The organism is Mycetocola sp. Y171 (assembly GCF_056713165.1).
In genome coordinates this window covers 1,559,731-1,584,117 of the sequence record NZ_JBWYGX010000001.1, presented here as the reverse complement: position 1 = coordinate 1,584,117, position 24,387 = coordinate 1,559,731, and the positions used below count along the sequence as shown (strand labels likewise).

The window sequence follows — 24,387 nt, the reverse complement described above, 5'->3', positions numbered from 1 at the left end:
GTGGCGATCCCGGCGAGCGCTCTCTGTCAGCGGAGCGTGAGAGCATGGGAGCATGTCGCCCGCCGCCGCTCCCCTGGTGGATGTCACCGACATCATCCGTCTCGTCGGCAACGCCGCGTTCAACCGCGGCACAACGTATGCCCGCACAGGGGCGGTGACCTCGCTCGACTGGGATGACGACAGCAGAACCCTGACCGCACAGGTCCAGGGCACAGCCGACCGCCCCTACCGTTGTCGCGTCGTGCTCGCGCCCTCCCGCAAGGACTTCAGCCGCCCATCGGCCTCGAGTTGCACCTGCCCCCAGCAGCTGGACTGCAAGCACATCGCCGCCACCCTCCTGGCCAGCAACTCGTCCGCGGTGAAATCCATCGCGCTCCCGTCCTCCGGGCTGACGGACGCCGCGGCACACGACCGCGCCTGGATCGACCGTCAGATGCGCGAAGCAGACGAATGGTGGCAGGGCGACACGACCTGGCCGAGTGACTCCTGGTCGGACACGCGAGGCAGCACGATCGAACGCCCGGCCGAACCGCCGGCGGAGCCTGCCGGTCCGCCGCAACCCGCGTGGAAGTCGGCGGTCGGTGCCCTCACCGGCCAGCACGCGGCATCCGGCACCTCGAACACCCCGATGGGCCTGCAGTTCGAACTGCGCGAGCAGACCCCGCATACCAGGCACCGCTGGAACGGACCGACCGCCCGCACCGCGAAGTCCACCTCGGAACTCGGCGAGTACCGACTCGGTGTGCGCCCGGTGATCCGCAACAGCAAAGGCAACTGGGTCCGCACGAACGTCGGCTGGAACACCTTCAGCTACCAGGTCAACCGGCTCGGTCTCGATCCGGCACAGCATCGCTGGTTCAGCCAGTTCGCCGCGCTGCACCGCGCCGCACGCAGCACCTATGCGGTCGGCCAGGACCTCGACTGGCTGTATCTCGACGACTTCCACAGCCCGTTGCTGTGGAACCTGCTCGCCGAGGCGACCGGTCTCGGCATCGAACTCGTCGGCAGCCGCAAGGATGCCGTCGTCACCGTCGGCCGCGCCGCCGAGATCAGCCTCGACGCGACAGCAGACACCGATCTCCGCCTCGACGCCGTCCTCACCATCGACGGCGACAGGTACCCGACCGGCGACGCCGGGCTGCTCGGTGACCACGGCGTCTACACCTACACACTCGAGCCGAAGACGGCCTTCACCCTGGCCCCGACCGCGGAGCGGCTCACCGACGAACAGCGCCGGCTGGTCGGGCGACCGAGCAGCGTCCTCGTCCCCGCCGCAGACATCGACGAGTTCTTCGCCGAGTTCTACCCGCGGCTGCGCCACACCATCCCCATCACCTCCACGGATGCGACGGTGGAGTTCCCGCCGGTTCTCCCACCCGTTCTCGTGCTCACTGCGGCGTTCTCGGCGAAACACACCCTCACCCTTGCCTGGGACTGGGAGTACACCGAGGGCGATCGCACCACGCGGATGCCGCTCTATGCGACCGCACACGACTCCGGTCTTCGCGACCTGACAGTCGAGCACGCCATCTCAGGTCGGGCACGCGACATCACCTCGCTCGAACCGCAGACCCTCGTCGGTCTCGACGCCGCCGAGTTCACCGACAAGGTCCTGCCGGGCATCGAGGCGGTCGACGGCGTCCGCGTCGACGTCACCGGCGAGCGCCCCGACTACCGTGAACTCACCGAACCGCCGAAACTCAAGATCACCACGGTCGAAACCGACCAGAGGGACTGGTTCGACCTCGGCGTGATCGTCACCATCGACGGGCAGAAGATTCCGTTCGGGCCGTTGTTCAAGGCCCTCTCGAAGGGCCAGACCAAACTGCTGCTCGTCGACAACAGTTACCTGTCGCTCAAGCAGCCCGCTTTCGAGCAGTTGCACGAGCTCATCGAGGAGGCCCGTGCCCTCGCCGAGTGGGACACCGGCCTGCGGATCAGCCGCTACCAGTCGAGCCTGTGGGAGGACCTCGAGGATCTCGCGGACGAATCCGAGCAGGCGGCATCCTGGCAGGCCGCGGTCACGGGTCTGCGTGAACTCACCGCCCTCGAGCCCACCCCGCTTCCCGCCAGCATTCACGCCACCCTCCGCCCGTACCAGCTCGACGGTTTCGCCTGGCTGGCGTTCCTCTGGAAGCACCAGCTCGGTGGCATCCTCGCCGACGACATGGGACTCGGCAAGACGCTGCAGACCCTCGCCCTGATCACCCACGCGAAGGAGGCGACCGCGCCGGACGAGCGCCGTCCGTTCCTCGTCGTCGCGCCGACATCCGTCGTCTCCAACTGGCAGCACGAGGCCGAGCGCTTCGCCCCCGAGCTCACCGTGCGGGCCATCACCGAGACCCGTGCGAAGCGCGGAGCCAAACCCGCGCTAGACGGCGTCGACGTCGTCATCACCTCGTACACGCTGTTCCGGCTCGACTTCGCGGCGTACTCGGAGCACGAGTGGGCCGGGCTGATCCTCGACGAAGCCCAGTTCGTGAAGAACCGCACGGCGAAGGTGCACCAGAGCGCCCGCGATCTCGACGCCCCGTTCAAGCTGGCGATCACGGGCACGCCGATGGAGAACAACCTTCTCGAGCTCTGGTCGCTGTTCGCGATCGTGGCGCCAGGCCTGTTCCCCTCTGCGCGCCGGTTCATCGACGACTACGCGAAGCCGATCGAGGGTGGAGGCAACCCGGAGCTCCTCACCCGGATGCGCCGTCGCATCCGCCCCCTGATGATGCGGCGCACCAAGGAACTCGTCGCAAGCGACCTGCCCGCGAAGCAGGAGCAGGTGCTCACGATCGACCTGAACCCGAAGCACCAGAAGCTCTACGACACGTTCCTGCAGCGCGAACGGCAGAAACTGCTCGGCCTGCTCGACGACATGGACAAGAACCGGTTCATCGTGTTCCGCTCCCTCACTCTGCTGCGGATGCTCAGCCTCGACGCGTCACTCGTCGACGACGCATACGCACACGTGCCGTCGTCGAAGCTCGATGCGCTGTTCGAACAGCTCGAGGACGTCCTCGCTGAGGGGCACCGCGCGCTCATCTTCAGCCAGTTCACCTCGTTCCTCGGCAAGGCGGCAGCCCGACTCGACGCCGAGGGCATCCCGTATGCCTACCTCGACGGGTCGACGACGAAGCGGGCGGATGTCATCGCAAGCTTCAAAGAGGGCGTCGCACCCATCTTCCTCATCAGCCTCAAGGCAGGTGGCTTCGGCCTCAACCTCACCGAGGCGGACTACGTGTTCCTGCTCGACCCGTGGTGGAACCCGGCCACGGAGGCGCAGGCCGTCGACCGCACCCACCGGATCGGGCAGACCAGGAACGTCATGGTCTATCGGATGGTGGCCAACGGCACGATCGAGGAGAAGGTCATGGCGCTGAAGGCCCAGAAGGCGAAGCTGTTCAACGCGGTCATGGATGATGACGCCGTGTTCAGTTCGGCGCTCACCGCCGATGACGTGCGCGGTCTGCTCGAAGACTGACGGAAGATCGGCTCGATGGGGGACATACATCGGTCGCAGAACGACCTACACTTGCCCGATGGCCACTGATCCCCTGGGCGGAACCGATGCCGGCGAAGGCATCCCCGCCAAAGCCGCGCCGGCAGCACCAGACGGAATCGAGCGACTCGACTATGACGAGTTCAGCCTGGGCCACACCGGCTCGGTAACGGGTTCGGAATCGAGCTTCGCCGCAGACGACTTCCCGGGCTGACCCCCGACTTCAGTTCCGTTCGGCGACGTCCCGTTTGCCCGCAAGGGGCCGAGAGTGCAGTAGTGGCTCGGTAAACCGCCGTTTTCGAACCACTACTGCGCTCTCGATGCCGCCATCAGTGATTGCTGAGCTTCAGCGGCTCCACCGGGTTGTCCAGGTTCGCGCCCCCGCGATACCGCGCCGCTGTGTGGCCGACCGGAAGGTGCGGTCCGGCACCGAAGAGCCGCTCCCGAAGCGTCTCACCCGGCGTGTAGCCCTCGTGCAGCCGGCCGCGCTTGCGCAGCTCTGGCACGATGAGTTCGACGAAGTCCCTCGTCGTGCCGAACGAGTGGTACTGGCGCAGGTTGATCCCGTCGACGCCGTCCTCGTCGAGCCAGCGCTCGATCTCGTCCGCGACGACTCCGGGGGTGCCTGCGACGAAGTACCGCTCCTCGCGCCCGGTGCGTGCCTCATCGACGAGTTCGCCCGCCGTCTTTCCCGGCGCGACGGTGCGGGCGAACGCGGTGTCTGTCTTCCCCTCCCGCTCGAGGATCTCGGTGACGAGGGTCTCGCGGGGGTATGCGGTCGGGTCGATGACGAATCCGTAGTGCGCGAGGATCGCGTCGACGCTCGTGTGTTCCCGGTACTCCTGCAGTTTCTTCTCGACCTCGGTATCCGTCCGGCCGGTGACGACGCCGGCCTGCACGATGAACCGGATGTCGTTCCGATCGCGACCGTGACGCTCGACGGCATCCCGCATCCCGTCGGTGTTTCGGCGGAAATCAGCGGCACTCCGCCCACCGGTGAACACGACCTCGGCGTGGCGCCCGGCGAACTCGATACCGGCAGGCGAACCGGTGGCCTGGTACAGCACGGGGGTCCGCTGCGGTGACGGCGCGACGAGGTGCGGACCGGCGACGCGGAAGTTCTCGCCCACGTGGTCGATGTAGCGCACCTTGGCCGGGTCGGTGAAGATCCCGGCGGCGCGATCGTTGACGACGGCGCCGTCATCCCACGAGCCCTCCCACAGTTTGTAGACCACGTCGAGGTACTCGTCAGCGATCTCGTAGCGCTTGTCGTGCGGGATCTCGTCGGCGAGGCCGAAGTTGCGTGCGGCGTTCGGCAGGTAGGAGGTGACGATGTTCCACCCCATCCGGCCACGGGTGAGGTGGTCGAGCGTGCTCATCCGGCGCGCGAACGCGAACGGTGGCTCGTAGCTGGTCGAGAAGGTGACGCCGAAACCGATGTGCTTCGTCACCGCGGCCATGGCGGGCACGATCGACAGCGGGTCGAGGTTCGGGATCTGCAGCCCCTCACGGATGGCCGTTTCGGGACCGTCGCGGAACACGTCGTAGGCACCGACGACGTCGGCGAGGAAGATTCCATCGAACCCGCCGGACTCGGTGAGCTGGGCGAGCTCGGTCCAGTAGTCGATGTCGGCGTAGCGATCGCGCTGGTTGCCGTCGAGCACCCAGAGACCGTGGGTGATGTGACTCACGCACGCCATCTCGAACAGGTTGAGGATGAGCTTCTTCGGTTCTGCGGTCATGCTCCCAGTCTTCCGCATGGCCGGTGCGGCCTCACGTCGCGTTACGTCGAACGACCCGTTCGTCGAGCAGCCCCGCCCCCGCCGAATATCGAGACGCCGTCCAGAAACCTGAGCATTATTTGAGAATCGCCGTTCACCCCGGAATCCCGACTTAGGGTGATCAGACTTGAGCCGCAACGGAGCGGCCGGAAGGTGGGTTCCATCATGAGTGACACAAACGACGCCGTCGGCACGGACAGCGCCGCCAGCGCGGCCAGCGCGGCCAGCGAGCGCAGCATCCGCGACTGGGCGGATCTGGGCCAGGAGATGTGGTCGTACCTGACCGGTCGGAGCGCCGTCATCGACTACAACTTCATCGACATGACCGTCGAAGTTCCCCGCGACATCGGGCCGGACGCTCCCCGCGCCACCTGGAAGTTCAACGGCACAGTCCGCATCACCACGAGTGACGATCAGGCTTCCCGCTCCGACGCATCCGGCTCCTGACCATGTCGTCGACGTTTCTCGACATCGACCTGACATTTTCGCTGGTCGAGCCGGAAGCCGGCGAGGATGCTCCGAGGGTGCGCGGCAGGATGACCGCCAGCGGCACCGAGGTCGAGCTGTACACCAGCGACCCCGAGCTCATGCTCGCGGGCCGGCGGCCAAAGCTCTCGAGTCTGCGCGTCGTGGCCGATGAACTCGCTCGGCGCGGATTGACCGTCGCGATCAGCGGACCGGCAGGCATGATCGCGCGGCTCGGGGCGGTGCACACCACCGTTGCCCAACGGCTGGTGACCAGGTCCCCGCACATCGAGCTCGGTGCACCGAGCGCCGTCGCGCCCTTGCTGACGCCGAAACGACGGGACCCGGATGCGGAGGCGGCACTTGAACTGCCGCCTGGCACCCTGTTCCCGCTTGCGCCGACGTTCGATCGCCGCGTTCGCCGTCGTGTGACGACAACGCACTACACGCCCGGCTCCGGGCGGCCCAGGCTGATCTTCGTCGTCGGCTCGGAGAACTGGAACGGCCAGCGGCCGCGCGAGTTCGACCTGCTGCCGACAGTCACCCGCATCGGATCGGGCGAGTCGGCCGACCTGAGGCTCGCCGGGTTGCTGGACACTCATGCCGAAATCGTTCACGACACAAACGACGAGTACGTCTACTACCCGTCCGGCCGGGCAGGTGCCACGACGTCGAGCGGGAGGAAGACAGACGGGCAGATCCTCCGGACCGGCGCAAGGATCGAGCTCGGACCGTGGCGGATGGCGTTCTTTCGTGAAGAGTATGCCGACCACGGCCGCCCCTACGGCGGCCGTGCCGGCGGTGAGTTCGCCCACCAGAAACGGCAGGCACCCCGGCATCCGTCACCCGGCAATCCCAACCGCTGACAGCGGCCTTCCACGCACCCGTCGCGACCGCCAGAATGGTGACGGGCGACGGCGCACACCGCGCATGGCCCGGCCCCGGGCGGATGCTCCGCGGCAGGAGGAGAACGCATGACCACCATCGCGATCATCGGGTCCGGCTACATGGCCAGGACGCACGCGGCAGCGTGGTCTGCTCTCGGGTACGCCTCGGGCATCAAGTACGTGTGCAGCCGTCACCCCGGAACGACGTTCGACGAGGCGCCCGGCGCACGCATCGTCACGGACCTCACCGCCGTGCTCGGCGACCCCGCGGTCGACATCGTCTCGGTCTGCACGCCGACGGCCACCCACCGGGAGATCGCGGTGCGCGCGCTGAACGCCGGCAAGCACGTGCTGCTCGAGAAGCCGATCGCGCTGACGATCGCGGACGCCCTCGCCATCTCGGCGGCCGCGGCATCCAGCGACCGGGTGCTCATGGTCGCGCACGTCGTCCGGTTCTTCGAGGGCTACCGGCGGGCGAGGTCGGACGTCGAAGCAGGAAGCATCGGCACGGTGCTGTCAGCCCGAGCCCGGCGGCTGATCACGAAGCCGGATACACCCTGGTGGTTCGACGATGAGCAGTCCGGCGGAGCCGTCGTCGACGTCGGCATTCACGACTTCGACCAGATGAACCTGTTCCTCGGCGTGCCCGTCGCCGTCACGAGCACGTCGAATGATCCGCTCGGGCCGATCGAAACGACGATCGAGTACCGTTCGGGGGCGATCGGCCAGGTGCTCACCTTCGCCGGCGTCCCGGCCGGGGCGCCGTTCACGAGCTCGCTCAGCCTCGTCGGCACCGACGGCATCCTCGATTACGATTTCTCGGCGGATGCTCCGACGGCGGCGGACCGCTTCAGTGGCGTGAACTCCTACCGGCTGGCGACCGTCGGCGGCGGCACGAGTGAGACGCTGACAGCGCTCGACCATTACACGCGGCAGGTCGAGTACTTCCTCGAGTGCGTGCATGCAGGGACCGATCCTGCGTTCAGCCCGACGGCATCCGCTGTCCGTGCCCTCGAGGTGGCACTCGCCGCCCGTCAGTCGCTTCTCACCGGCGAGACGGTGCCGCTCGAGGAACGCGCCTGACCTCAGGGGAACGACACTCGCCGGAAAACTGGACGCCGACCACCGGGAGACTCCAGACTCGATGCGGGCTCTCATCGTCGGGGGCATCATTCACCGGAGAAGAAAGCGACAGGGATCAGCGTTGAGTTCGATTCGAATGGGCACACTCACACTTCCGACGTCGACGTGGGGGCCGTCGAATCCACTACCGAACATCTTCGGCACCGGCGACATCCACGCCCAGTCCGGCTTCGAGGACGCAGCCGAGGAGCCAGGCGTCGACGAGCCCGGCGTCGAGGAGCAGGCCAGTCGCGGTCAGACGGCGATGCCGTATCTCGACCAGGACGGCTACAGCGCCGACGAACAGCCTCACGATCACGCGACCGTCGTACTGGAGAACGAGCACGTCACCGCGACGTTCCTGCCCGGGCTCGGTGGCCGGCTGTGGTCGCTCATCGACCGCATGACCGGGCGGGAGCTGCTGCACCAGAACGACGTGATCCGGTTCCGTAACCTCGCCCTCCGCAACGCGTGGTTCGCCGGCGGCGTCGAGTGGAACATCGGCATGATCGGGCACTCCCCATTCACGAGTGCACCGATGCACACCGCAGCGCTGAGCGGGCCGGACGGCGAAGTCGGGCTGCGGTTCTTCGAGTACGAGCGCATCCGCAACGTCACGTTCCGCGTGGACGCCTGGCTGCCCGCCGATTCGCACGAGCTGTTCATCCGCGGCACGATTCTCAACGCGCAGCCGGAGGCGACGCCGATGTACTGGTGGTCGAACATGGCCGTTCCGCAGCAGGAGGAGACGCGTGTGCTCGTGCCGGCGGCATCCGCCTGGAAATACGGCCAGGAGCGCGTGCTCACCACCGTGCCCGTGCCGGTCGTCGACGGCTTCGACATCACCTGGCCGGCGCGCACCGAGGACACGGTCGACTACTTCTTCGACACGGCGGGCATCCGGATGCCATGGATCGCCGCGGTGGACCGCGATGGTTTCGGTCTCGTGCAGGCGTCGACGGGCAACCTCAAGGGCCGCAAGCTCTTCGTCTGGGGACAGAACTCCGGCGGCAGGCACTGGCAGGAATGGGTGTCAGGGGCCGGGTCGTATTGCGAGATCCAGGCCGGGCTCGCGCGCACCCAGCTCGAGTACCTGCGGATGCCGGCCGAGACGGAGTGGTCGTGGGTCGAGGCCTACGGGGCCGTGCAGGTGCATGCGTCCGCGGCGGGGTCGTCGGACTGGGCGGTCGCGACCGAAGCCGTGGCCGAGAACCTCGCGGCGCGCGACCTGGACGATCGGCTGTCTCGGTTCCGGGATCGCGACCAGTCGGGTGAGCTCATCGTCGAGGTCATTCCGGACGGCTCGGGGTGGGGTGCCGTCGAGAACGAACTGCGGAAGCACTCGGGGCTCGAACCGTTCTCGGCGGAGGTGACGCCGTTCTCTTCGGATGCCATTGGCTCCGACGAGGAGTTCTGGTTGCGACTGCTGCGTGGCGAGCCCGCTGCGGAGGCCGGACTGGACCCGGCCGTCGCGCCGCGTTCGTACCAGATCGACCCACGTTGGGTGCCGTTGCTCCGGCAGCGCGACGACTGGCTGGCGTCGCTCCACCTGGGGGTGATCGCGGCCGCGCAGGGGTCGTTCGTCGAGGCTGGGACGCTCTGGCAGGCATCCGTCGACCACGTTCCGAACGCGTGGGCGCTGCGGAACCTCGGCGCGCTCGCGGACGACCGGGGTAACACGGCTGAAGCGGTCCGGTTCTACCGGGCCGCGCATGAACTCGCGCCAGGGCTGCTGCCGCTGACCCGTGAGCTGCTCGCGGTTCTGCAGCGGGACGGGCGGGCTCTCGAGGTGCTCGAGCTGATCGATTCACTCAGCGGGGCGGATCGATCGGATGGCCGAGTACTCGTCGCAGAGGCGCGCGCGGCGTTGGCGACCGGGGACGTGGTCCGGTGCCGCGGCATCCTCGACGGAGACCTTCGGATCATCGACCTGCGGGAGGGCGACGGCCTGCTCGAGGACCTGTGGAACGAGTACCAGGCCGCTGCCGGGGCATCGGGTGAACCGCTGCCGCTGAAGTACGACTTCCGGATGTGACGCGGTCGCGCGGTCGCGCGACACCGAGATCGCAGTTACGCACCCAACGCGGGAGTTCCCGGCCGTTTTGGGTGTGTAACTGCCAACTCGCGGGCGATTCTCATGCGTGCGTGCCACGATCGGAGAATGACGGTCACCACGACATCCGTAGCGCTCGCGCAGCAACTCCACGATGCAGGGCTCGGCTGGATCCCCGAGTCGGGCGACCAGTTCTGCCTGAACACGGCGGAGTTCGACGGCGAGGTGTTCACCGTCAGCGACATGACGATCGAGCCGCACGACTATGACTCGGGGACGATCCTCGGATTCAACGGAACCACCGAGTGGGCCCTCGACTCGGTGGCGCTCGAGAAGACACTGTGGCTTCCGCGTGAGGACCAGCTGCGCGACCTGCTCGGCGGGACGTTCAGCTTCCTGCTGCGCGTCGACGAGATGTATGTGGTCGAGGTCGATCGTGCCGGGCAGAAGCTGCGCTTCGACGCCACGACGGCTCCGGATGCCTATGCGCTCGCGGTTCTCGGGGTGCTGAGCGCTCGTACTCCCTGACCCTGTTCACAACATCGGAGATTTCGCGCGATCGCGGCCCTTGCGGCCGGTTTTGCGCGAGATTCGTCCCGAATCTCCGAAGTTGGAAACGGGGACCGGGATCGCGCACACACAAAAGGCCGCCACCGCAGCGCGGTGACGGCCTTCGTGGTGCGGGCTAAGCGGCCAGCCGGGCCTCGACCTCCGACGTGACGTGCAGCTCGTCATCGGCGACGGACACCGCGATCGACGACCCTGCAGTCAGCTCGGCGTCGACCATGAGTCCGGCGATGCGGTCCTCGACCTCGCGCTGGATCACGCGACGCAGTGGACGGGCACCGTACTCGGGCTCATAGCCGCGGGTCGCGATCCAGTCGACGGCCTCGTCTGTCGCCTCGAAGCCGACCCCCTGAGCGGTGAGCCTGGCGGCGGTGCGGCCGAGGAGCATCCGCACGATGTCATGCAGCTGCTCCTGTTCCAGCTTGCGGAACAGCACCACCTCGTCGATCCGGTTGAGGAACTCGGGTCGCATCGCCTCACGCAGCTTGCCCATGACGCGGTCGCGGAGCGCCTTCTCGGAGCCGAACCCGCTGCCGTCGCCGGCATCCGCGATGAATCCGAGTGCACCGCTCCTGCTCGCCAGGAACTCCGAACCGATGTTCGAGGTCATGATGATCACCGTGTTGCGGAAGTCGACCGTGCGACCCTGACCGTCGGTCAGGCGTCCGTCGTCGAGCACCTGCAGCAGCAGGTTGAAGACGTCGGGGTGGGCCTTCTCGATCTCATCGAGCAGCACGACGGAGTACGGGTTGCGACGCACGCGCTCAGTGAGCTGACCCGCCTCGTCGTACCCGACGTATCCGGGAGGGGCACCGACGAGCCGTGACACCGTGTGGCGCTCACCGAACTCGCTCATGTCGAACCGCAGCATGGCGCTCTCGTCTCCGAACAGCGATCCGGCCAGGGCCTTCGCGAGTTCGGTCTTGCCGACTCCGGTGGGGCCGAGGAACAGGAAACTGCCGACCGGACGGTTCGGGTCGCCCATCCCCGTGCGGTTGCGCCGCACGGCCTTGGCGATGGATTCGACGGCGTCATCCTGTCCGATCACGCGCTCGTGCAACTCGGTCTCGAGGTGCGCGAGGCGGGCGCGGTCGTCCTGGGTGAGCCTGGTCACCGGGATGCCGGTGGCACGCGAGATGATCTCGGCGATCTCCGCCTCACCGACGATGGCGGGAGCCGAGGCGGATGCCGTTGCATCCGTCGCCTCAGCAGCCGCGATCTCGGCGGTGAGGTTCTCGATCTCGTCGCGCAGGTTCGACGCCTCTTCGTAGCGTTCGGCGGCGACCGCGGCATCCTTGGACTTCTCCAGGATGGCGATCTCGTCACGCATCGGCGCTGTGTCGATCTTCACGATCTGGCGGAGGCGCAGTCGCGCGCCGGCCTGGTCGAGGAGGTCGATGGCCTTGTCTGGCAGGAACCGGTCGGTGACGTAGCGGGCGGAGAGATCCACGGCGGCACGGAGGGCCTCGTCGGTGTAGCTGACGTCGTGGAACTCCTCGTAGCGGGGACGGAGTCCGCGCAGGATGCTCTCGGCATCGCCGACACTGGGCTCGTTCACGTGCACGGACTGGAAGCGACGTTCGAGCGCCGGGTCCTTCTCGACTCGACGATACTCGTTGAGTGTCGTCGCACCGATGACGTGCAGTTCGCCGCGGGCCAGGCGTGGCTTGAGGATGTTTCCGGCGTCGAGTCCGCCGCTCTCCCCACCGCCGCCTGCGCCGACGACCGTGTGCATCTCGTCGAGGAACACGATGAGCTCACCCTGGTTGGCGGAGATCTCGTCGAGCAGCTTGGTGAGCCGCTCCTCGAAGTCGCCGCGGTAGCGGGTGCCGCCGACCATGGCTGCGAGGTCGAGCGCGAGGACGCGCTTGCCGCGGAGCAGCCGCGGAACTTCTTCGTCGACGATCGCCTGCGCGAGTCCTTCGACGACGGCGGTCTTGCCGACGCCGGCCTCGCCGATCAGCACGGGGTTGTTCTTCGTGCGGCGCGACAGGATCTCGATGGTCTGCGCGATCTCGTCTGCACGGCCGATCACCGGGTCGAGCTTGCCGTCACGGGCGAGCGCGGTGAGGTCGGTGCCGAACTGGTCGAGCAGCGGAGTGGTGGATGCCTCGGTGCCCGCTGTCGCTGTGCCGGATGCCTGTGCCTCGCGAGCGGATTCGTATCCGGCCTGCAGGGTCTGAGGGGTCACGCCGAAACCGGCGAGGACCTGACCGACGGGCATCTCCTGGTTCACGACGAAGGCGAAGAAGAGGTGCTCGGGGTCGATGTAGGTGGAACCGAACGCGCGGGCGACCTGGTGGGCGTCGAGCAGAGCGCGCTGGGCTGACGACGTGATCGACGGCGGCGTCTGCACGTCGCGGTCGGATCGTTCGGGCAGTCGTTGCTCGGCTGCTTCGGCCAGCTCGGCCGGGTCGGTGCCGAGGGCGCGAAGGGCGTCGGCCACCGGGGCCGCCTCGACCATGACACGCAGGATGTGCAACGCATCGACCTCGGAGTGGCCGTGGTCGACCGCGAACCGCGCGGCGTCGGCGAGCACCTCCTGGGTGCGTCGGCTCAGCAGACGGGTGATGTCGATCGTCCGCCCGGACTGGGCGGCGCGCTGCCCCTGCAGGTAACGCGCGATGAACTCGTCGAACGATTCGTTTCCCGAACCTGCGGGACCGAAGAATGCGGGCATGGATCCTCCTGGAACTTGAGTGCCTGTGACTCAACTCAACGGCAGCACAATACCGACTATTCCCGAAGGGTTCAAAAACTTGAGCCAGCCCGGCTCAAGTCTCGAATGTGCTCTGGTTCGCTTCGCTGATCGAGCTTGTCGAGATCACCGGTAGTCTCGACACGCTCGACCCCCGGACGGGCGTCTACTCACCACTTCCGGACCTACTCACCCGGCGCACCTGGTGAGTGCGTCCGGAACAGGTGAGTAGGCCCCTGAGTCGCGCCGAGCTACTCCACCGGCAGCAGCGTCGACCGCTTCGGCTCACGCCCGTCGCCCGACGAGCGTCCGGTGACCCGGCGGCCGATCCACGGCAGCACGAACTCGCGGTAGTACGCAGCGGTGTTGCGTGAGCGCGACCCCGAGCCGGCCTCCGCGACCTCGTCGACGCCCCACTCCTCGGGCACAGGAACACCGATCGCGGTCAGCACGTTCGACGCGACACGCGCGTGGCCGAGCGCGTTGAGGTGCAGTTTGTCTACCGACCAGTACCTGCCATGCGTGAGCGTCTCGTCGCCCCAGTTGTTGACGAGCGTGACGGGAGTCGACTTGAGGGCGCCGAGGACGGCATCCGACAGCTGGTCGCCGCGTTTCTGCATCAGTCCACCCAGCGGCAAGTGCCGTGACGGGTTGGCGCCGGCCAGCACGACGAGGTGCAGGCCGGGCTGTTGCAGCGCGCGGTCGACGACCTTGACGGTCTCGTCGACGACCCAGCCGATCGAGACGCGGGGGCGCAGGATGTCGTTGCCTCCGCCGTTGAATGTCATCAGGTCCGGTTCGAGGGCGAGCGCCGGTTCCAGCTGCTCGGCGATGATCGGACCTAGTTTGCGGCCGCGGATGGCGAGGTTCGCGTACCCGATCGGTTCGTCGGCGGATGCCTGCAGGCCCAGCGCCACAAAGTCGGCCCAGCCGCGGACGCGCCCGTCGGGCAGTTCGTCGCCGACGCCTTCGGTGAAGCTGTCGCCGAGCGCGACGTAGCGGCTGAAAGTGCGGGGTGAGGTCATGGGGGTGCAGCTCCGAACGATCGCCGCCCAGCGAGCCGGATGCCCGCGGCGGCACCCTCCATTATTCGCTGTTCAGCGCGACGCCGCCGACCGCGGCACCGTCAGGACGTCCGTGCGACGCGTTCCAGTTCGGGCCCGAGGCCGATGTCGACCACGACGAGACGCCCGACATACTCGACGGCCGGCGGGAGCAGCAGGCCGGTCTTGCAGGCGCCGAACGTGACCGTGACATCCGCCCGCAGCACGGTCGGGTCTGGCACCGATCCGTCGTCCGGGTGGATCCCGCTCGGGATGTCGACCGCCACCACGACGGGTGGGTCCTCCCTCGCCAGCACTGGAAGCAGCGCGGCCACGAGCTCTCGCGCACGACCTCGCAGCGCCGGACTGGCGCTGGTTCCGGTGCCGAGGATGCCGTCGACGATCACGTCGGTGTCGTGCGCGACGGATGCCACGGCATCCGTCAATGAATCGGGCGGGAGTATCCGAGCGCCTGCGTCCAGAGCGGCGGCGCGACCGGACTCGTGCATGCGGTCGGCCGTCGGAACGAGAGTGACAACCGTACCCGCGGCGGCGAGTTCGGCGCCGGCGAAGAGGGCGTCACCGCCGTTGTTGCCGGGGCCGATGAGCATCAGGACCCGGCCGGGCCGGTCGGCGGGCAGCACCAGGCGGATCTCCCGGGCCAGCGCCGCGGCCGCGCGCGCCATCAGCGGAACACCGGCAGCGAGCAGGGGTTCTTCGGCGGCTCGGACCTGGGCGGCGGTGTACGCCTCCATCAGTACGGTCCGATCAGGTCGCGCCAGTTGTCTGGCACGCGTTCGGTGGGGCCGGGCGACGGCTGGTCGTCGGGACGGCTGCGCGGCTCGGCGAGCCTGGGGCCGTGGAAACGCAGCTTCGTCGAGTAGTTCCAGAACCAGCTCTCGTTGGGCTCGAAACTCTGCATGACCGGATGCCCCGTCGCGGCGAAGTGGGCGCTCGCGTGTTTCGATGGGGAGTTGTCGCAGCATCCGATATGTCCGCAGAGGGCACAGCGGCGCAGGTGCACCCACCAGCCCTCGATCGCCTCGCAGTCGAGACAGATCGTGCCGACGGGCGCCACGGTCGGGTCGATGCCCTCCATCTCGAACACGTGCGCCTCCCCGCTGCTCCCGTTGTGCGGCAGCCTACTCCGCGGAACGGGTCCGGTCACGGGCCGTCGACGTCACGTGTTCGGAGTCCGGCGTCAGTCGTCAGTCGTCAGTCGTCAGTCGTCGAACACGTTCCAGCAGATGGCGCTCCGGCGGCGTTGGTCGTCGAGGACCAGCTCGCGAACGGCGTCGGGAAGCTGCGTCCGCTGCCACTCCCGTTCCGCGGCCTGGGCCTCCGCAGCCATGGCGGGAGGGACGGAGGCCTCGACGGCCCGGATCGCATAGGCGGCAGCGCCGAGGTCGTGCGCGGCTACGTGGGCGACAGCGACTGCCTGGCCGGCCGACAGCGCGGCGAACTTCGCCGGGTCGGGCAGTCCGCGAGCGGCCGCGTTCGCCTGGAACGCCGCCTGGTGCGCGACCTTCATGGGCACCTCACCGCGGGTCCAGGCGCGCCCGACCTCGAGAACGTCGCGCGGACGACTGTCCCCCGGCTGCTGGTCTTCAAACAGGTGCAGCACGTGCTCGGCGCACTGCGCGGCCCACTCGGCCAGCAGGTGGTGGTGCTCGTCAGTCAGGGTTCCGCCGCGACGGATGGTGATCAGACGCGGGTCGCGCTCTGTCGGGAGGATCGGCATCCGCTCACCCTACATTTCGGATGCCGGCGGGTGAAGGGCGGCGTAGCTACAGCCGCGCGTACCGCGCCCGGGCGAAGCAGTACACGCCGTACGCGATGAGTCCGAGCGCGACGACGGTGAGGATGACCATGCCGAGCGGCAGCGCCGCGAGTGCGTGGAGGGCGCCGTCGAGGCCGGTGGCTTCGCTGGGGTCGGAGGTGATGGCGGCGATGCAGAAGAGGATGCCCACGACGACGATCGCGATTCCCTTGGCGATGTAGCCGACCCGGCCGAGGGTGGTGACCGAGCGGCCGGTCTTGCCTGCGGGCAGCGAGACGTCTTCGAGGAACTTCTTCTTCACTCCCTTGATGATGAAGTAGACGCCGATGCCGATGACGCCCAGCCCGAGAAGGATCACGAGGAACACCCCGCCCGGTGTCGCCAGCAGCTTGGCCGTCAGGCTCTGGGTCTGGGTCGAGCTGTCGCTTCCGCCGCCCATCGCGACGCTGACCGCCGAGATTCCGATGGCGAGGTAGGCGATCGCCTTGCCGCCTTCCTTGCCACGGTCGGCCCAGGCATCCTTGTCGGTTCCGCGCACGAGCGCCGTCTCCAGCACCTGGAACAGGCCGAGACCGATCAGGCCGATCGCCACGACCCAGAGCACGAACAACCCGCCGGGGCTCGACGCCAGTCCGCCGAGCGCGCCGCCCTGGTCGGCTTCGCCGCCGGAACCAAAAGCGACGCCGAGCGCGATGCCGCCGATGAGGATGTGCAGCAGGCCGTTGACCGCGAACCCGGTCCGGGCGACGAGCTGGAACGCGTGATTGTCCTGCAGGCGCGAAGCGGCGTTGCGGGCGGATGCCGCGGACGACGATGAAGAGGAGTGAGACATGGAATCACCTTAGAACCGGTCGGGCCCTGGAGCCCTGCTTTCGGGACCCCCTTGCGCTCGCCGGTTTTGTCGCTTTTGTCAGGCGCCGGCGCCGAGGAACTCCAGTGCTGCGGCCCTGAAGTCCTTCGACGTCGGGGCGTTGAAGTGGTTGCGGCCCGGGATCTCGAAAAACGTGCCGCTCGGCGCGTGGCTCGCCAGGGTGCGTGACTTCTCGAGGATCGAGTCCTCGCTGCCTGTGGCGAACAGCACGGGCTGCTGCGGCGGGTTCTCCGGCTCGGGCTGGGCGCCACCACGCATCCCTTCGACGAGAGAGATCAGTGCGGCGAGATCGTTGCCCCGGATGCCGCTGGCCATCTTCACGTATGCCGCGGTCAGCTTGTCGGCCGGTGCGGTGCCGGTCGCCAGGCACTCCCGCGCCTCATCGGTGCGGAAACGGGTGAGTGGGTCACCGTCGGGAATGCCGCCGAGAACGGCGCGGGTGATCCGGTCGGGCAGGTCGAGGCAGGCCTGCCAGCCGACGCGGGCACCGAGTGAGTAGCCGACGAAGAGGGTCTCGTCGAGCATGAAGGTGTCGAGCACGTCGAGGAGGTCGTTGACGAGAAGCGGCATCGTGTACGCGTCGGAGGTGTGCGGCTTGCTGCTCGCGCCGTGCCCGCGTTGGTCGATCGCGATCACGCGGAACCCTGCCCGGCTGAGGACGCGGGTCCAGCCGGAGTGGTGCCAGTTGAGCAGTCCTCCAGACGCGAATCCGTGCACCAGCACGACCGGTCGCCCGCCCGGGTCGCCGAATTCATAGGTGGCGATGCGGACGTTGTCGGTCGAGAGAACGAAGCGTGGGTCCGGCGATTCCGGGAGCAGGGGCATGCGCCCCATTATTCACGTCGCGAACCGGCCCTGCGGCATCCGTGACACCGAAGGCGGCTATTTCTTGCTCGTCTCCCCTTCGGTCTCACGCAACCTGCGCCCAGTCTCGATGTCTTCTTTCTCCTTCTCCTGCTTCTTGTCGCTCGCCTTCGTGTCACGCGGCGGGAGTTGCAGCGAATCTTCGGCCTCGATACCGCCCTGGAGCTGGCGCCCGCGCTCCATCTCGGCGTCGAACTCAGCGCCGAAGAGGAGGGAGAGGTTCACGATCCAGAACCAGAGCAGCATCACGATGACACCGGCGACGCTCCCGTATGTCTTCTGGTAGTTCGAGAAATTCGTCACGTAGAAGAAGAAGGCCAGGGTCGCCAGGGCCATGACGACGAGGGCGATGAAGGCACCGAGGGTCATCCACTTGAATTTCGGTTGCTTCACGTTGGGCGTTCCGTAGTAGAGCACGGCGACCATGAGGATAGCCAGGAGCGCGATCACCGGCCACTTGGCGATGCTCCACACGGTCAGCGCTACTTCGCCGAGGCCGATGGCATTGCCGATCGCTTCGGCGATCGGACCGGACACGATCAGCAGCAGCACGATCAGCACCGCGATCACAAGAAGCACGATCGTGATCAGGAGAACGGTGGGGCGCAGCTTCCAGAACGGGCGACCCTCGTCGATCTCGTAGATCTGGTTCATGGCCTGACTGAAGGCGCTCACGTAGCCGGATGCCGACCAGATCGCCCCAAGAAGACCGAGAACGAACGCGAGACCGGCAGCTGGTGCGCTGGCGAGCTGCTCGATCGGTTGGCGCAGGGTCTCGGCGGTCGAGGCATCCGCTGAGCTCTCGATGATCTGGAGCAGCATCTGGCTGGTCTGCTCGGCCTGCCCGAACAAGCCGATGAGCGACATCAGAGCCAGCAGCGCCGGGAAGATCGCGAGCACCGTGTAATAGGTGAGTGCGGCCGCGAGCGTCGTGCACTTGTCTCGTCCGAACTCGCGCAGCGTCCTCTTGAGCACGTAACCCCACGACGGCTTCTTCACGTCGGTCGGATCGTCCGGCTTGCGCGAGTCGTCGGGGTCAGGCGCGTTCTGCGCCTTCGCCACACTGTCTTCGCGGCCCTTATCGTTGGTCTTCTCGTGTGTTGCCATCACGCTGCCCCATCTCGTTGCGACATCCGGTCCCTGGATTCGGGTAAACATCGTCACAACGCGCTTCGAATTGGGCCAGAGGGTCGACGGAAGCCATCGGCAAAGTTATAGTGCGACGGCCGACGACGCCCGCCGAGGATTCTTTATTGAACTTTCTGGTTCAGTGTTCTACACTGAACCATATGGTTCACGAACAGGCCCTCGACCGCACGTTCTCCGCCCTGTCGGATGCCACGCGACGCGGCATCCTGACCCGGCTCGGGGAGGGTCCGGCCACGATCGGCGAACTCGCCGAACCCGCCGGGATGACCCTGACGGGCATGAAGAAGCACATCGCCGTGCTCGAGGATGCCGGCCTGGTCGTCACCGAGAAGGTCGGTCGAGCGCGGCAGTGCCGCATCGGAACCGAGCGATTGGACGACGCCATGGCGTGGATCAGTTTCTACCAGCGGCTCTGGGAGCGTCGACTCGACGGCCTGGACGCCTACTTCACACTCCTGAAGGGAACAGAGCAATGACTGAGCAGACCAGCAACACCGACACCATCGAGCTGCGGATGACCCGGCTCCTCCCGGCGACGCCCGACCAGGTATTCGACGCATACACCGACGCCGAGAAGCAGAAGATCTGGTTCAGCATCCTCGATGAGAAGCCCGGCATCGTCGAGATCGAGGTCGACCTGCGGGTCGGCGGGCAGCAGACAGCGGTCTGGGGTCCGGATGCCGACACCCTGTTTCGTGAGACGCAGACGTTCCTCGAGATCGATCGTCCGCACCGTCTCGTCACCGAGTCGAGTGGAAGCAGCCCCGACGGCATGACCATGACGACCCGGGTCGAGGTGACCTTCGAGGCCCAGGACGACGGATGCCTCGTCACCGTCGTGCAGAGCGGTTTCCCCGTGGTCGAGGTCCGCGACTTCTTCGCCAGCGAGGTCTGGGTCGGTGCGTTCGCCCGCATCGAGGCGTATCTTGTGCGCGAGGCCGCCTGACGGAAGGATCGACGCATGACCCCCACACCCTCCACCGTCGACGAGTACATCGCCGGGTTCGAGCCCGAACAGGCGCGGACGCTGCAGTTGATCCGCGAGGCGATCCATCGCGGGGTCGCGGCTGCGAGCATCCCGGAGGAGAGCGAGAAGATCCGGTACGGGATGCCTGCGGTCATGCTCGGCGGACGGTACGCGCTGCACTTCGCTGGCTGGAAGAAGCACATCGGGCTCTACCCGGTGCCGGTGTTCGACGGTGAACTCGAGGCGGAGGTCTCCCCTCACCGGAGCGAGAAGGATTCGGTCACGTTCCCCTGGAAGGAGCCCGTGCCGTTCGACCTGATCGAGCGGGTCGCGGCGGCGATCGTCGCGAAACGCGGGTAGGGGCGAGGGGCGCCTACTCACCACTTCCGGACGCACTCACCCCGCGTACCAGGTGAGTGCGTCCGGCACGGGTGAGTAGACCGCGACCTCACACCCGAGACGCGATGTGCACCGACGGCACGAAGCGGTTCAGCCGCACCTGCAGCTTCAGTTGCCCGCGTCGCGCCAGCACGAGTGCGATGATCGCGGCGGCGAGCGCGGGAACCGCACCGGACACGACCATCCCGGCGTGCGCTCCGAAGTTCTCGATGATGAGACCCATGAGCGGTCCGCCGATGGCCTGGCCGCCGAGCAGCACGAGAACGTAGAGCGACATCACCCGGCCGCGGACGCCGATGTTGCTCGACAGCTGTACGAGCGAGTTCGCCGCCGTGAGGAACAGCAGGGATGCCACGCCGACCGTGACGAGGGCGGCTGCGAACAGCGCGATCGACGGCATCAATCCGGCCGCGGCCTGCAGCAGGCCGGTCACGCCGACACCGATGACGATGGTCCGCAGGCGGACGGATGCCCGTCGGGTCGACAGCAGTGCCCCGGAGAGCGCGCCGACCGCGACCATCGAGTTGAACAGGCCGTAGCCGCCAGGCCCGACAGCGAAGACGTCATCGGCGTAGGACGCGAGGAGCACCGGAAGGGTCAGCCCGAACACGGCGAACACGGCGACGAGGATGACCGGGTAGACGATGGTCGGCTTAGCGATCGCGTACTGCAGCCCCTCGCGCAGTTGCCCCTTCGCCGGCGGGGAGGGGGCGACCCGGGTCATCTGGCCGGTGCGGAGCATCCCGAGCATGACGATGACGAGGAGGCAGGCGATCCCGTTGACGACGAAGGCTGGGCCCGCGCCGACGGTGAGGAGCAGGAAGCCGGCGATCGCGGGGCCGATCATCCCGGCGAGCTGGAACACCGACGAGTTGATGCTGATGGCGTTGCGGAGGTTCCGCTGGCCGACGAGTTCGGTCACGATGACCTGGCGGGCAGGGTTGTCGATCACGGTGACCAGACCGGTGGCGAAGGCGATCGCGAAGACGTGCCAGGCTTCGACGACGCCGGCGATCGTCAGCACGGCGAGCCCGAGGCTGAGCACGGCGAAGATCGACTGGGTGATCATCATGAGCATCCGCTTGCTGTGCCTGTCGACGATCACGCCGCCGAGCAGGCCGAAGAACAGCATCGGCGCGAACTGCATGGCGACGGTGATGCCGACGGCGGTCGCACTGCCGGTGAGCTCGAGCACGAGCCAGTCCTGGGCGATGCGCTGGGTCCAGCCGGCGGTCATGGCCACCATGTTGCCGGTCGTCCACAGGCGGAAGTTCGGCACACTCAGTGCGACGAAGGTCTTGCGCCACGGCAGCGTGCCGGACTGGACGGAGAGGGGTTCGGTGGGCGGGAAGGCGGTCGGGGTCGCGGAGGCCACGGATGTTCTCCTAGAAACGTGGAACGTGAATCGGTGAATCGGTGAATCGGTGAATCGGTGCAACGGAAGCTGCTCTCCACGCTAGCGACGGCATCCGTATTCGGTCCCTCAATGCATAGAATTAGTGCCATTGGTGTATCGAATAGCCTCGCGACGAAACGGAGTTCCCCGTGTATGACCCGGTTCTGCTGAAGACGTTCCTCGTGGTGGCTGAGACGCACAGTTTCACGAACGCGGCGCTGCGGTTGGGCATCAGCCAGCCGACGGTGAGCCAGCAGATGAGCAAGCTCGAGAAGGCGGCGGGGCGGATGCTGATCGTCCGCGACACGAGGGAAGTGCGGCTCACCGACAACGGCGACGCGATGGCGGGCTTCGCCCGGACGATCCTCGCCGCGCATGCCGCAGCGGAGAGCTACTTCAGTGGGTCGGCCATGAAGGGCAGGCTGCGGTTCGGCGCGGCGGATGACCTCGCGATCACGCAATTACCGCGGATCCTGCGTCACTTCCGCCAGCTGTACCCGCAGATCAATCTCGAACTGACGGTCAACCAGAGCGGCCCGTTGCGGCGGCGGCTCGAGGGCGGGCACCTCGACCTGATCTTCGTGAAGCAGGGCGCCGGGGAGTCGAGCGACAGCACCCGGGTGGCGAAGGACACCATGGTGTGGATGGCGCAGGACAGCATGGCGCTCGACGAGGGCGCGCCCGTGCCGCTCATCGCCTACCAGGCACCGAGCCTCAGCCGGCAGCTCGCGATCGAGGCGCTGGAGAGCGCCGGGCGGACCTGGCGGATCACGTGCAACACCCGAGACGTGAACGGCGTGCTGGCGGCGGTGCGGGCCGGCATCGGTGTGGCGCCGTTCCCGCACTCGCTGATCCCCTCCGATCTGGTGAAGGTGAGCAACAGGTTCTCGCTGCCGGAGCTTGGTGACGTCGATTACGTTCTGATGGCGAATCCGTCGGCGGCGAAGGAACCGGTGCAGGCGCTGATGTCGGCGATCATGAGCCGTGGCGTGAGCAAGGCGGCGTAGGGCTACCCCGCTCGCGCACGTAGGACCACACGTACTCACGTGTTCCGGACCGGCTCACGCGGCGTATAGCGTGATCTGGTCCGGAACACGTGAGTAGGCCGGCGGAAGCGAGTGCGTCCTAGAACACCTGCGTCGGCGGCTCCCCGGACGAGCCACCCCGGTTGCGGCGCCGGAAGATCGACCGTCGCCCTGCCGTCAGCGCCGGGTTCGTCGTCTCGTCCGACTCGAGGCCGTAGTGGTCGCCGATCCGATCGAGGAACGCCGCACGACGGGCCCGCTCGTAGGCGCGATGCTCCCGGCTGAACGCAATCGCGGTCGCCCAGCAGATCAGGAGCATGATCACGCTGAACGGCAGCGCGATGATGATCGCGGCCGTCTGTAAGGCCTGCAGACCTCCCGCCAGGAGCAGCGCGACGGCGAGAGCGGATGTGACGCACGCGAAGAACGCGCGGATCCACCGTTTCGGTTCCACCTGTCCTCCGCTGGCGATCATGCTCATCACCAGCGCGCCCGAGTCCGCCGACGTCACGAAGAATACCGCGATGAGGATGATCGCGCCGATGGTGAGCACCGACCCGGCCGGCAGCTGATCGAGCATCGCGAACAGCGCGCCCTCGACGTTGACGGTCCCGTCCGCGCCGACGAGACCACCCGGCCCGTTCAGTTCGGAGTACAGCGCTGTCCCGCCGAGCACGCTGAACCAGAGGAAGGTGATCAACGTCGGTACGAGCAGAACACCGGTGACGAACTGCCGCACCGTGCGGCCGCGCGAGATCCGGGCGATGAAGATGCCGACGAAGGGTGCCCACGAGATCCACCAGCCCCAGTAGAACGTGGTCCAGGTCGCCTGCCACGCTTCGCCCTCAGCTCCGCTGAACGCGGCGGTGTTGAACGAGAGCCCGATGAATCCCTGCAGGTAGGCGCCGATCGACTGAACGAAATCCCGCAGCAGAAACTGGGTCGGGCCGACGATGAGGATGAAGACGACGATCATTCCTGCGAGCATGAGGTTGATGTTCGACAGCCATTTCATGCCCTTGGCCACCCCGGAGAGCACCGAGAACAGCACGGCGCCGGTGATGATCAGGATGAGGATGATGTTGAGAAATTCGGATGCTGCGATGATGCCGGCGCTCTCCAGCCCGGCACTGATCTGGACGACGCCGAGCCCCAGTGAGGTGGCGACTCCGAACAGCGTGCCGACCAGGGCGACCACGTCGATGAGGTTGCCCCAGCCACCGCGCACCCGTTTGCCGAGCAGCGGTTCGAGCGCCCAGCGGATCGATACCGGCCGGTGATGGCGGTGGATGGCGTAGGCGAGCGCGAGCCCGATGACGACGTAGATCGACCACGCGTGGACGCCCCAGTGCAGGTAGGTCTGCGCCAGAGCCAGTTGTGCGAGCTGGCTGGGTGAGCCCTCGACTCCCGGGCGCGGTTCGGCGAAGTGGCTGAGCGGTTCGCCGACGCCGTAGAACACGAGGCCGATGCCCATCCCGGCGGCGAACAGCAGCGAGAACCAGGAGCCGAGCGAGAACTCCGGTTCGTCGTCGTCCTTTCCCAGCTTGATGTCGCCGAACCGGCTGAACCCGACCCAGAGGCTGAAGACCACGAAGAACGCGGCGATCAGCACGTAGTACCAGTTGAAGTTACTGACGATCCCGGCCTGGATGGTTCCGAACAGCGCCTCGGCGGCATCCGGGAGAAGGATCGCGAAGGCGACGAACAACAGCACCACGATCGCTGCGGGCCAGAACACCCAGCGGGCGACCCCGGGAGATTTGGGCACGGCACTGGCCGACTTTTCAGTTGGGGTGGGCATGTCGATCAGCCTACGACCACCCCCTC

Annotated in this window: 22 protein-coding genes; 11 read left to right on the top strand and 11 right to left on the bottom strand. The window is 67.2% G+C overall.

What is annotated here, in order from left to right:
* Nucleotides 1-52: 52 nt before the first annotated feature.
* The gene (locus AC1M2K_RS07545) at nt 53-3,475 is read left to right on the top strand and encodes a DEAD/DEAH box helicase (protein WP_480240488.1); all 3,423 of its coding nucleotides are present in this window, start codon (nt 53-55) and stop codon (nt 3,473-3,475) included.
* 58 nt (nt 3,476-3,533) lie between these two features.
* Entirely contained in the window at nt 3,534-3,707 is a 174-nt protein-coding gene (locus AC1M2K_RS07540) for a hypothetical protein (RefSeq protein ID WP_480240487.1), read from the top strand.
* Between the two features lie 115 nt (nt 3,708-3,822).
* Here AC1M2K_RS07540 and AC1M2K_RS07535 read toward each other — a convergent pair whose 3' ends face one another.
* Nucleotides 3,823-5,235 (bottom strand): LLM class flavin-dependent oxidoreductase, encoded by a 1,413-nt coding sequence (locus AC1M2K_RS07535; protein WP_480240486.1) that lies wholly within the window; start codon nt 5,233-5,235, stop codon nt 3,823-3,825.
* Between the two features lie 204 nt (nt 5,236-5,439).
* Between AC1M2K_RS07535 and AC1M2K_RS07530 the strand changes: the two genes are divergently transcribed.
* The 5 genes from AC1M2K_RS07530 (at nt 5,440) to AC1M2K_RS07510 (ending at nt 10,329) form a co-directional block, all read left to right on the top strand.
* Nucleotides 5,440-5,721 (top strand): hypothetical protein, encoded by a 282-nt coding sequence (locus tag AC1M2K_RS07530; protein ID WP_480240485.1) that lies wholly within the window; start codon nt 5,440-5,442, stop codon nt 5,719-5,721.
* A 2-nt stretch (nt 5,722-5,723) separates the two neighbouring features.
* On the top strand, nt 5,724-6,605 hold the full coding sequence (locus AC1M2K_RS07525; protein ID WP_480240484.1) for an FHA domain-containing protein: 882 nt from the start codon (nt 5,724-5,726) through the stop codon (nt 6,603-6,605).
* 108 nt (nt 6,606-6,713) lie between these two features.
* The gene (locus AC1M2K_RS07520) at nt 6,714-7,709 is read left to right on the top strand and encodes a Gfo/Idh/MocA family protein (protein WP_480240483.1); all 996 of its coding nucleotides are present in this window, start codon (nt 6,714-6,716) and stop codon (nt 7,707-7,709) included.
* Between the two features lie 136 nt (nt 7,710-7,845).
* Nucleotides 7,846-9,783 carry a DUF5107 domain-containing protein gene (locus AC1M2K_RS07515; protein ID WP_480240482.1) on the top strand — a complete coding sequence of 646 codons (1,938 nt, stop codon included), beginning with the start codon at nt 7,846-7,848 and terminating at the stop codon, nt 9,781-9,783.
* Nucleotides 9,784-9,909: 126 nt separating this feature from the next.
* Entirely contained in the window at nt 9,910-10,329 is a 420-nt protein-coding gene (locus tag AC1M2K_RS07510; RefSeq protein WP_480238651.1) for a hypothetical protein, read from the top strand.
* 157 nt (nt 10,330-10,486) lie between these two features.
* Here the strand turns inward: AC1M2K_RS07510 and AC1M2K_RS07505 are convergent, their stop codons facing one another.
* From AC1M2K_RS07505 to AC1M2K_RS07470, 8 genes are all read right to left on the bottom strand, one after another.
* A complete protein-coding gene (locus AC1M2K_RS07505; protein WP_480240481.1) occupies nt 10,487-13,048 on the bottom strand; it encodes an ATP-dependent Clp protease ATP-binding subunit in 2,562 nt (853 codons plus the stop codon).
* A 269-nt stretch (nt 13,049-13,317) separates the two neighbouring features.
* Complete coding sequence (locus AC1M2K_RS07500) at nt 13,318-14,091, bottom strand: SGNH/GDSL hydrolase family protein (protein ID WP_480240480.1); 774 nt, start codon at nt 14,089-14,091, stop codon at nt 13,318-13,320.
* Nucleotides 14,092-14,192: 101 nt separating this feature from the next.
* Nucleotides 14,193-14,864, bottom strand: a complete 672-nt coding sequence (locus tag AC1M2K_RS07495; protein WP_480240479.1) for an NAD(P)H-hydrate epimerase — start codon at nt 14,862-14,864, stop codon at nt 14,193-14,195.
* Nucleotides 14,864-15,208 (bottom strand): UBP-type zinc finger domain-containing protein, encoded by a 345-nt coding sequence (locus AC1M2K_RS07490; RefSeq protein ID WP_480238953.1) that lies wholly within the window; start codon nt 15,206-15,208, stop codon nt 14,864-14,866. The genes AC1M2K_RS07495 and AC1M2K_RS07490 overlap by 1 nt, the downstream gene beginning before the upstream one ends.
* Nucleotides 15,209-15,331: 123 nt before the next feature.
* Nucleotides 15,332-15,850: a putative immunity protein gene (locus AC1M2K_RS07485; RefSeq protein WP_480240478.1), complete on the bottom strand. Its 519-nt coding sequence runs from the start codon at nt 15,848-15,850 to the stop codon at nt 15,332-15,334.
* A gap of 46 nt (nt 15,851-15,896) precedes the next feature.
* Entirely contained in the window at nt 15,897-16,721 is an 825-nt protein-coding gene (locus tag AC1M2K_RS07480) for a DUF1206 domain-containing protein (RefSeq protein WP_480240477.1), read from the bottom strand.
* A gap of 78 nt (nt 16,722-16,799) precedes the next feature.
* Nucleotides 16,800-17,585, bottom strand: a complete 786-nt coding sequence (locus tag AC1M2K_RS07475) for an alpha/beta fold hydrolase (RefSeq protein ID WP_480240476.1) — start codon at nt 17,583-17,585, stop codon at nt 16,800-16,802.
* 57 nt (nt 17,586-17,642) lie between these two features.
* The gene (locus tag AC1M2K_RS07470) at nt 17,643-18,731 is read right to left on the bottom strand and encodes a YihY/virulence factor BrkB family protein (protein ID WP_480240475.1); all 1,089 of its coding nucleotides are present in this window, start codon (nt 18,729-18,731) and stop codon (nt 17,643-17,645) included.
* Between the two features lie 182 nt (nt 18,732-18,913).
* On the opposite strand from AC1M2K_RS07470, the gene AC1M2K_RS07465 reads away from it, so the two are divergent.
* Genes AC1M2K_RS07465 through AC1M2K_RS07455 form a run of 3 tightly spaced genes read left to right on the top strand, consistent with a single transcriptional unit; the run spans nt 18,914 to nt 20,100 of the window.
* Nucleotides 18,914-19,249 (top strand): ArsR/SmtB family transcription factor, encoded by a 336-nt coding sequence (locus AC1M2K_RS07465; RefSeq protein WP_480240474.1) that lies wholly within the window; start codon nt 18,914-18,916, stop codon nt 19,247-19,249.
* The gene (locus tag AC1M2K_RS07460) at nt 19,246-19,719 is read left to right on the top strand and encodes an SRPBCC family protein (RefSeq protein ID WP_480240473.1); all 474 of its coding nucleotides are present in this window, start codon (nt 19,246-19,248) and stop codon (nt 19,717-19,719) included. The genes AC1M2K_RS07465 and AC1M2K_RS07460 overlap by 4 nt, the downstream gene beginning before the upstream one ends.
* Before the next feature lie 15 nt (nt 19,720-19,734).
* Nucleotides 19,735-20,100 carry an iron chaperone gene (locus AC1M2K_RS07455; protein WP_480240472.1) on the top strand — a complete coding sequence of 122 codons (366 nt, stop codon included), beginning with the start codon at nt 19,735-19,737 and terminating at the stop codon, nt 20,098-20,100.
* An 88-nt stretch (nt 20,101-20,188) separates the two neighbouring features.
* Here the strand turns inward: AC1M2K_RS07455 and AC1M2K_RS07450 are convergent, their stop codons facing one another.
* The gene (locus AC1M2K_RS07450; protein ID WP_480240471.1) at nt 20,189-21,514 is read right to left on the bottom strand and encodes an MFS transporter; all 1,326 of its coding nucleotides are present in this window, start codon (nt 21,512-21,514) and stop codon (nt 20,189-20,191) included.
* A 170-nt stretch (nt 21,515-21,684) separates the two neighbouring features.
* Between AC1M2K_RS07450 and AC1M2K_RS07445 the strand changes: the two genes are divergently transcribed.
* Nucleotides 21,685-22,542 (top strand): LysR substrate-binding domain-containing protein, encoded by an 858-nt coding sequence (locus AC1M2K_RS07445; RefSeq protein ID WP_480240470.1) that lies wholly within the window; start codon nt 21,685-21,687, stop codon nt 22,540-22,542.
* A gap of 118 nt (nt 22,543-22,660) precedes the next feature.
* Here the strand turns inward: AC1M2K_RS07445 and AC1M2K_RS07440 are convergent, their stop codons facing one another.
* On the bottom strand, nt 22,661-24,361 hold the full coding sequence (locus AC1M2K_RS07440) for a BCCT family transporter (protein ID WP_480240469.1): 1,701 nt from the start codon (nt 24,359-24,361) through the stop codon (nt 22,661-22,663).
* Nucleotides 24,362-24,387: the final 26 nt, after the last annotated feature.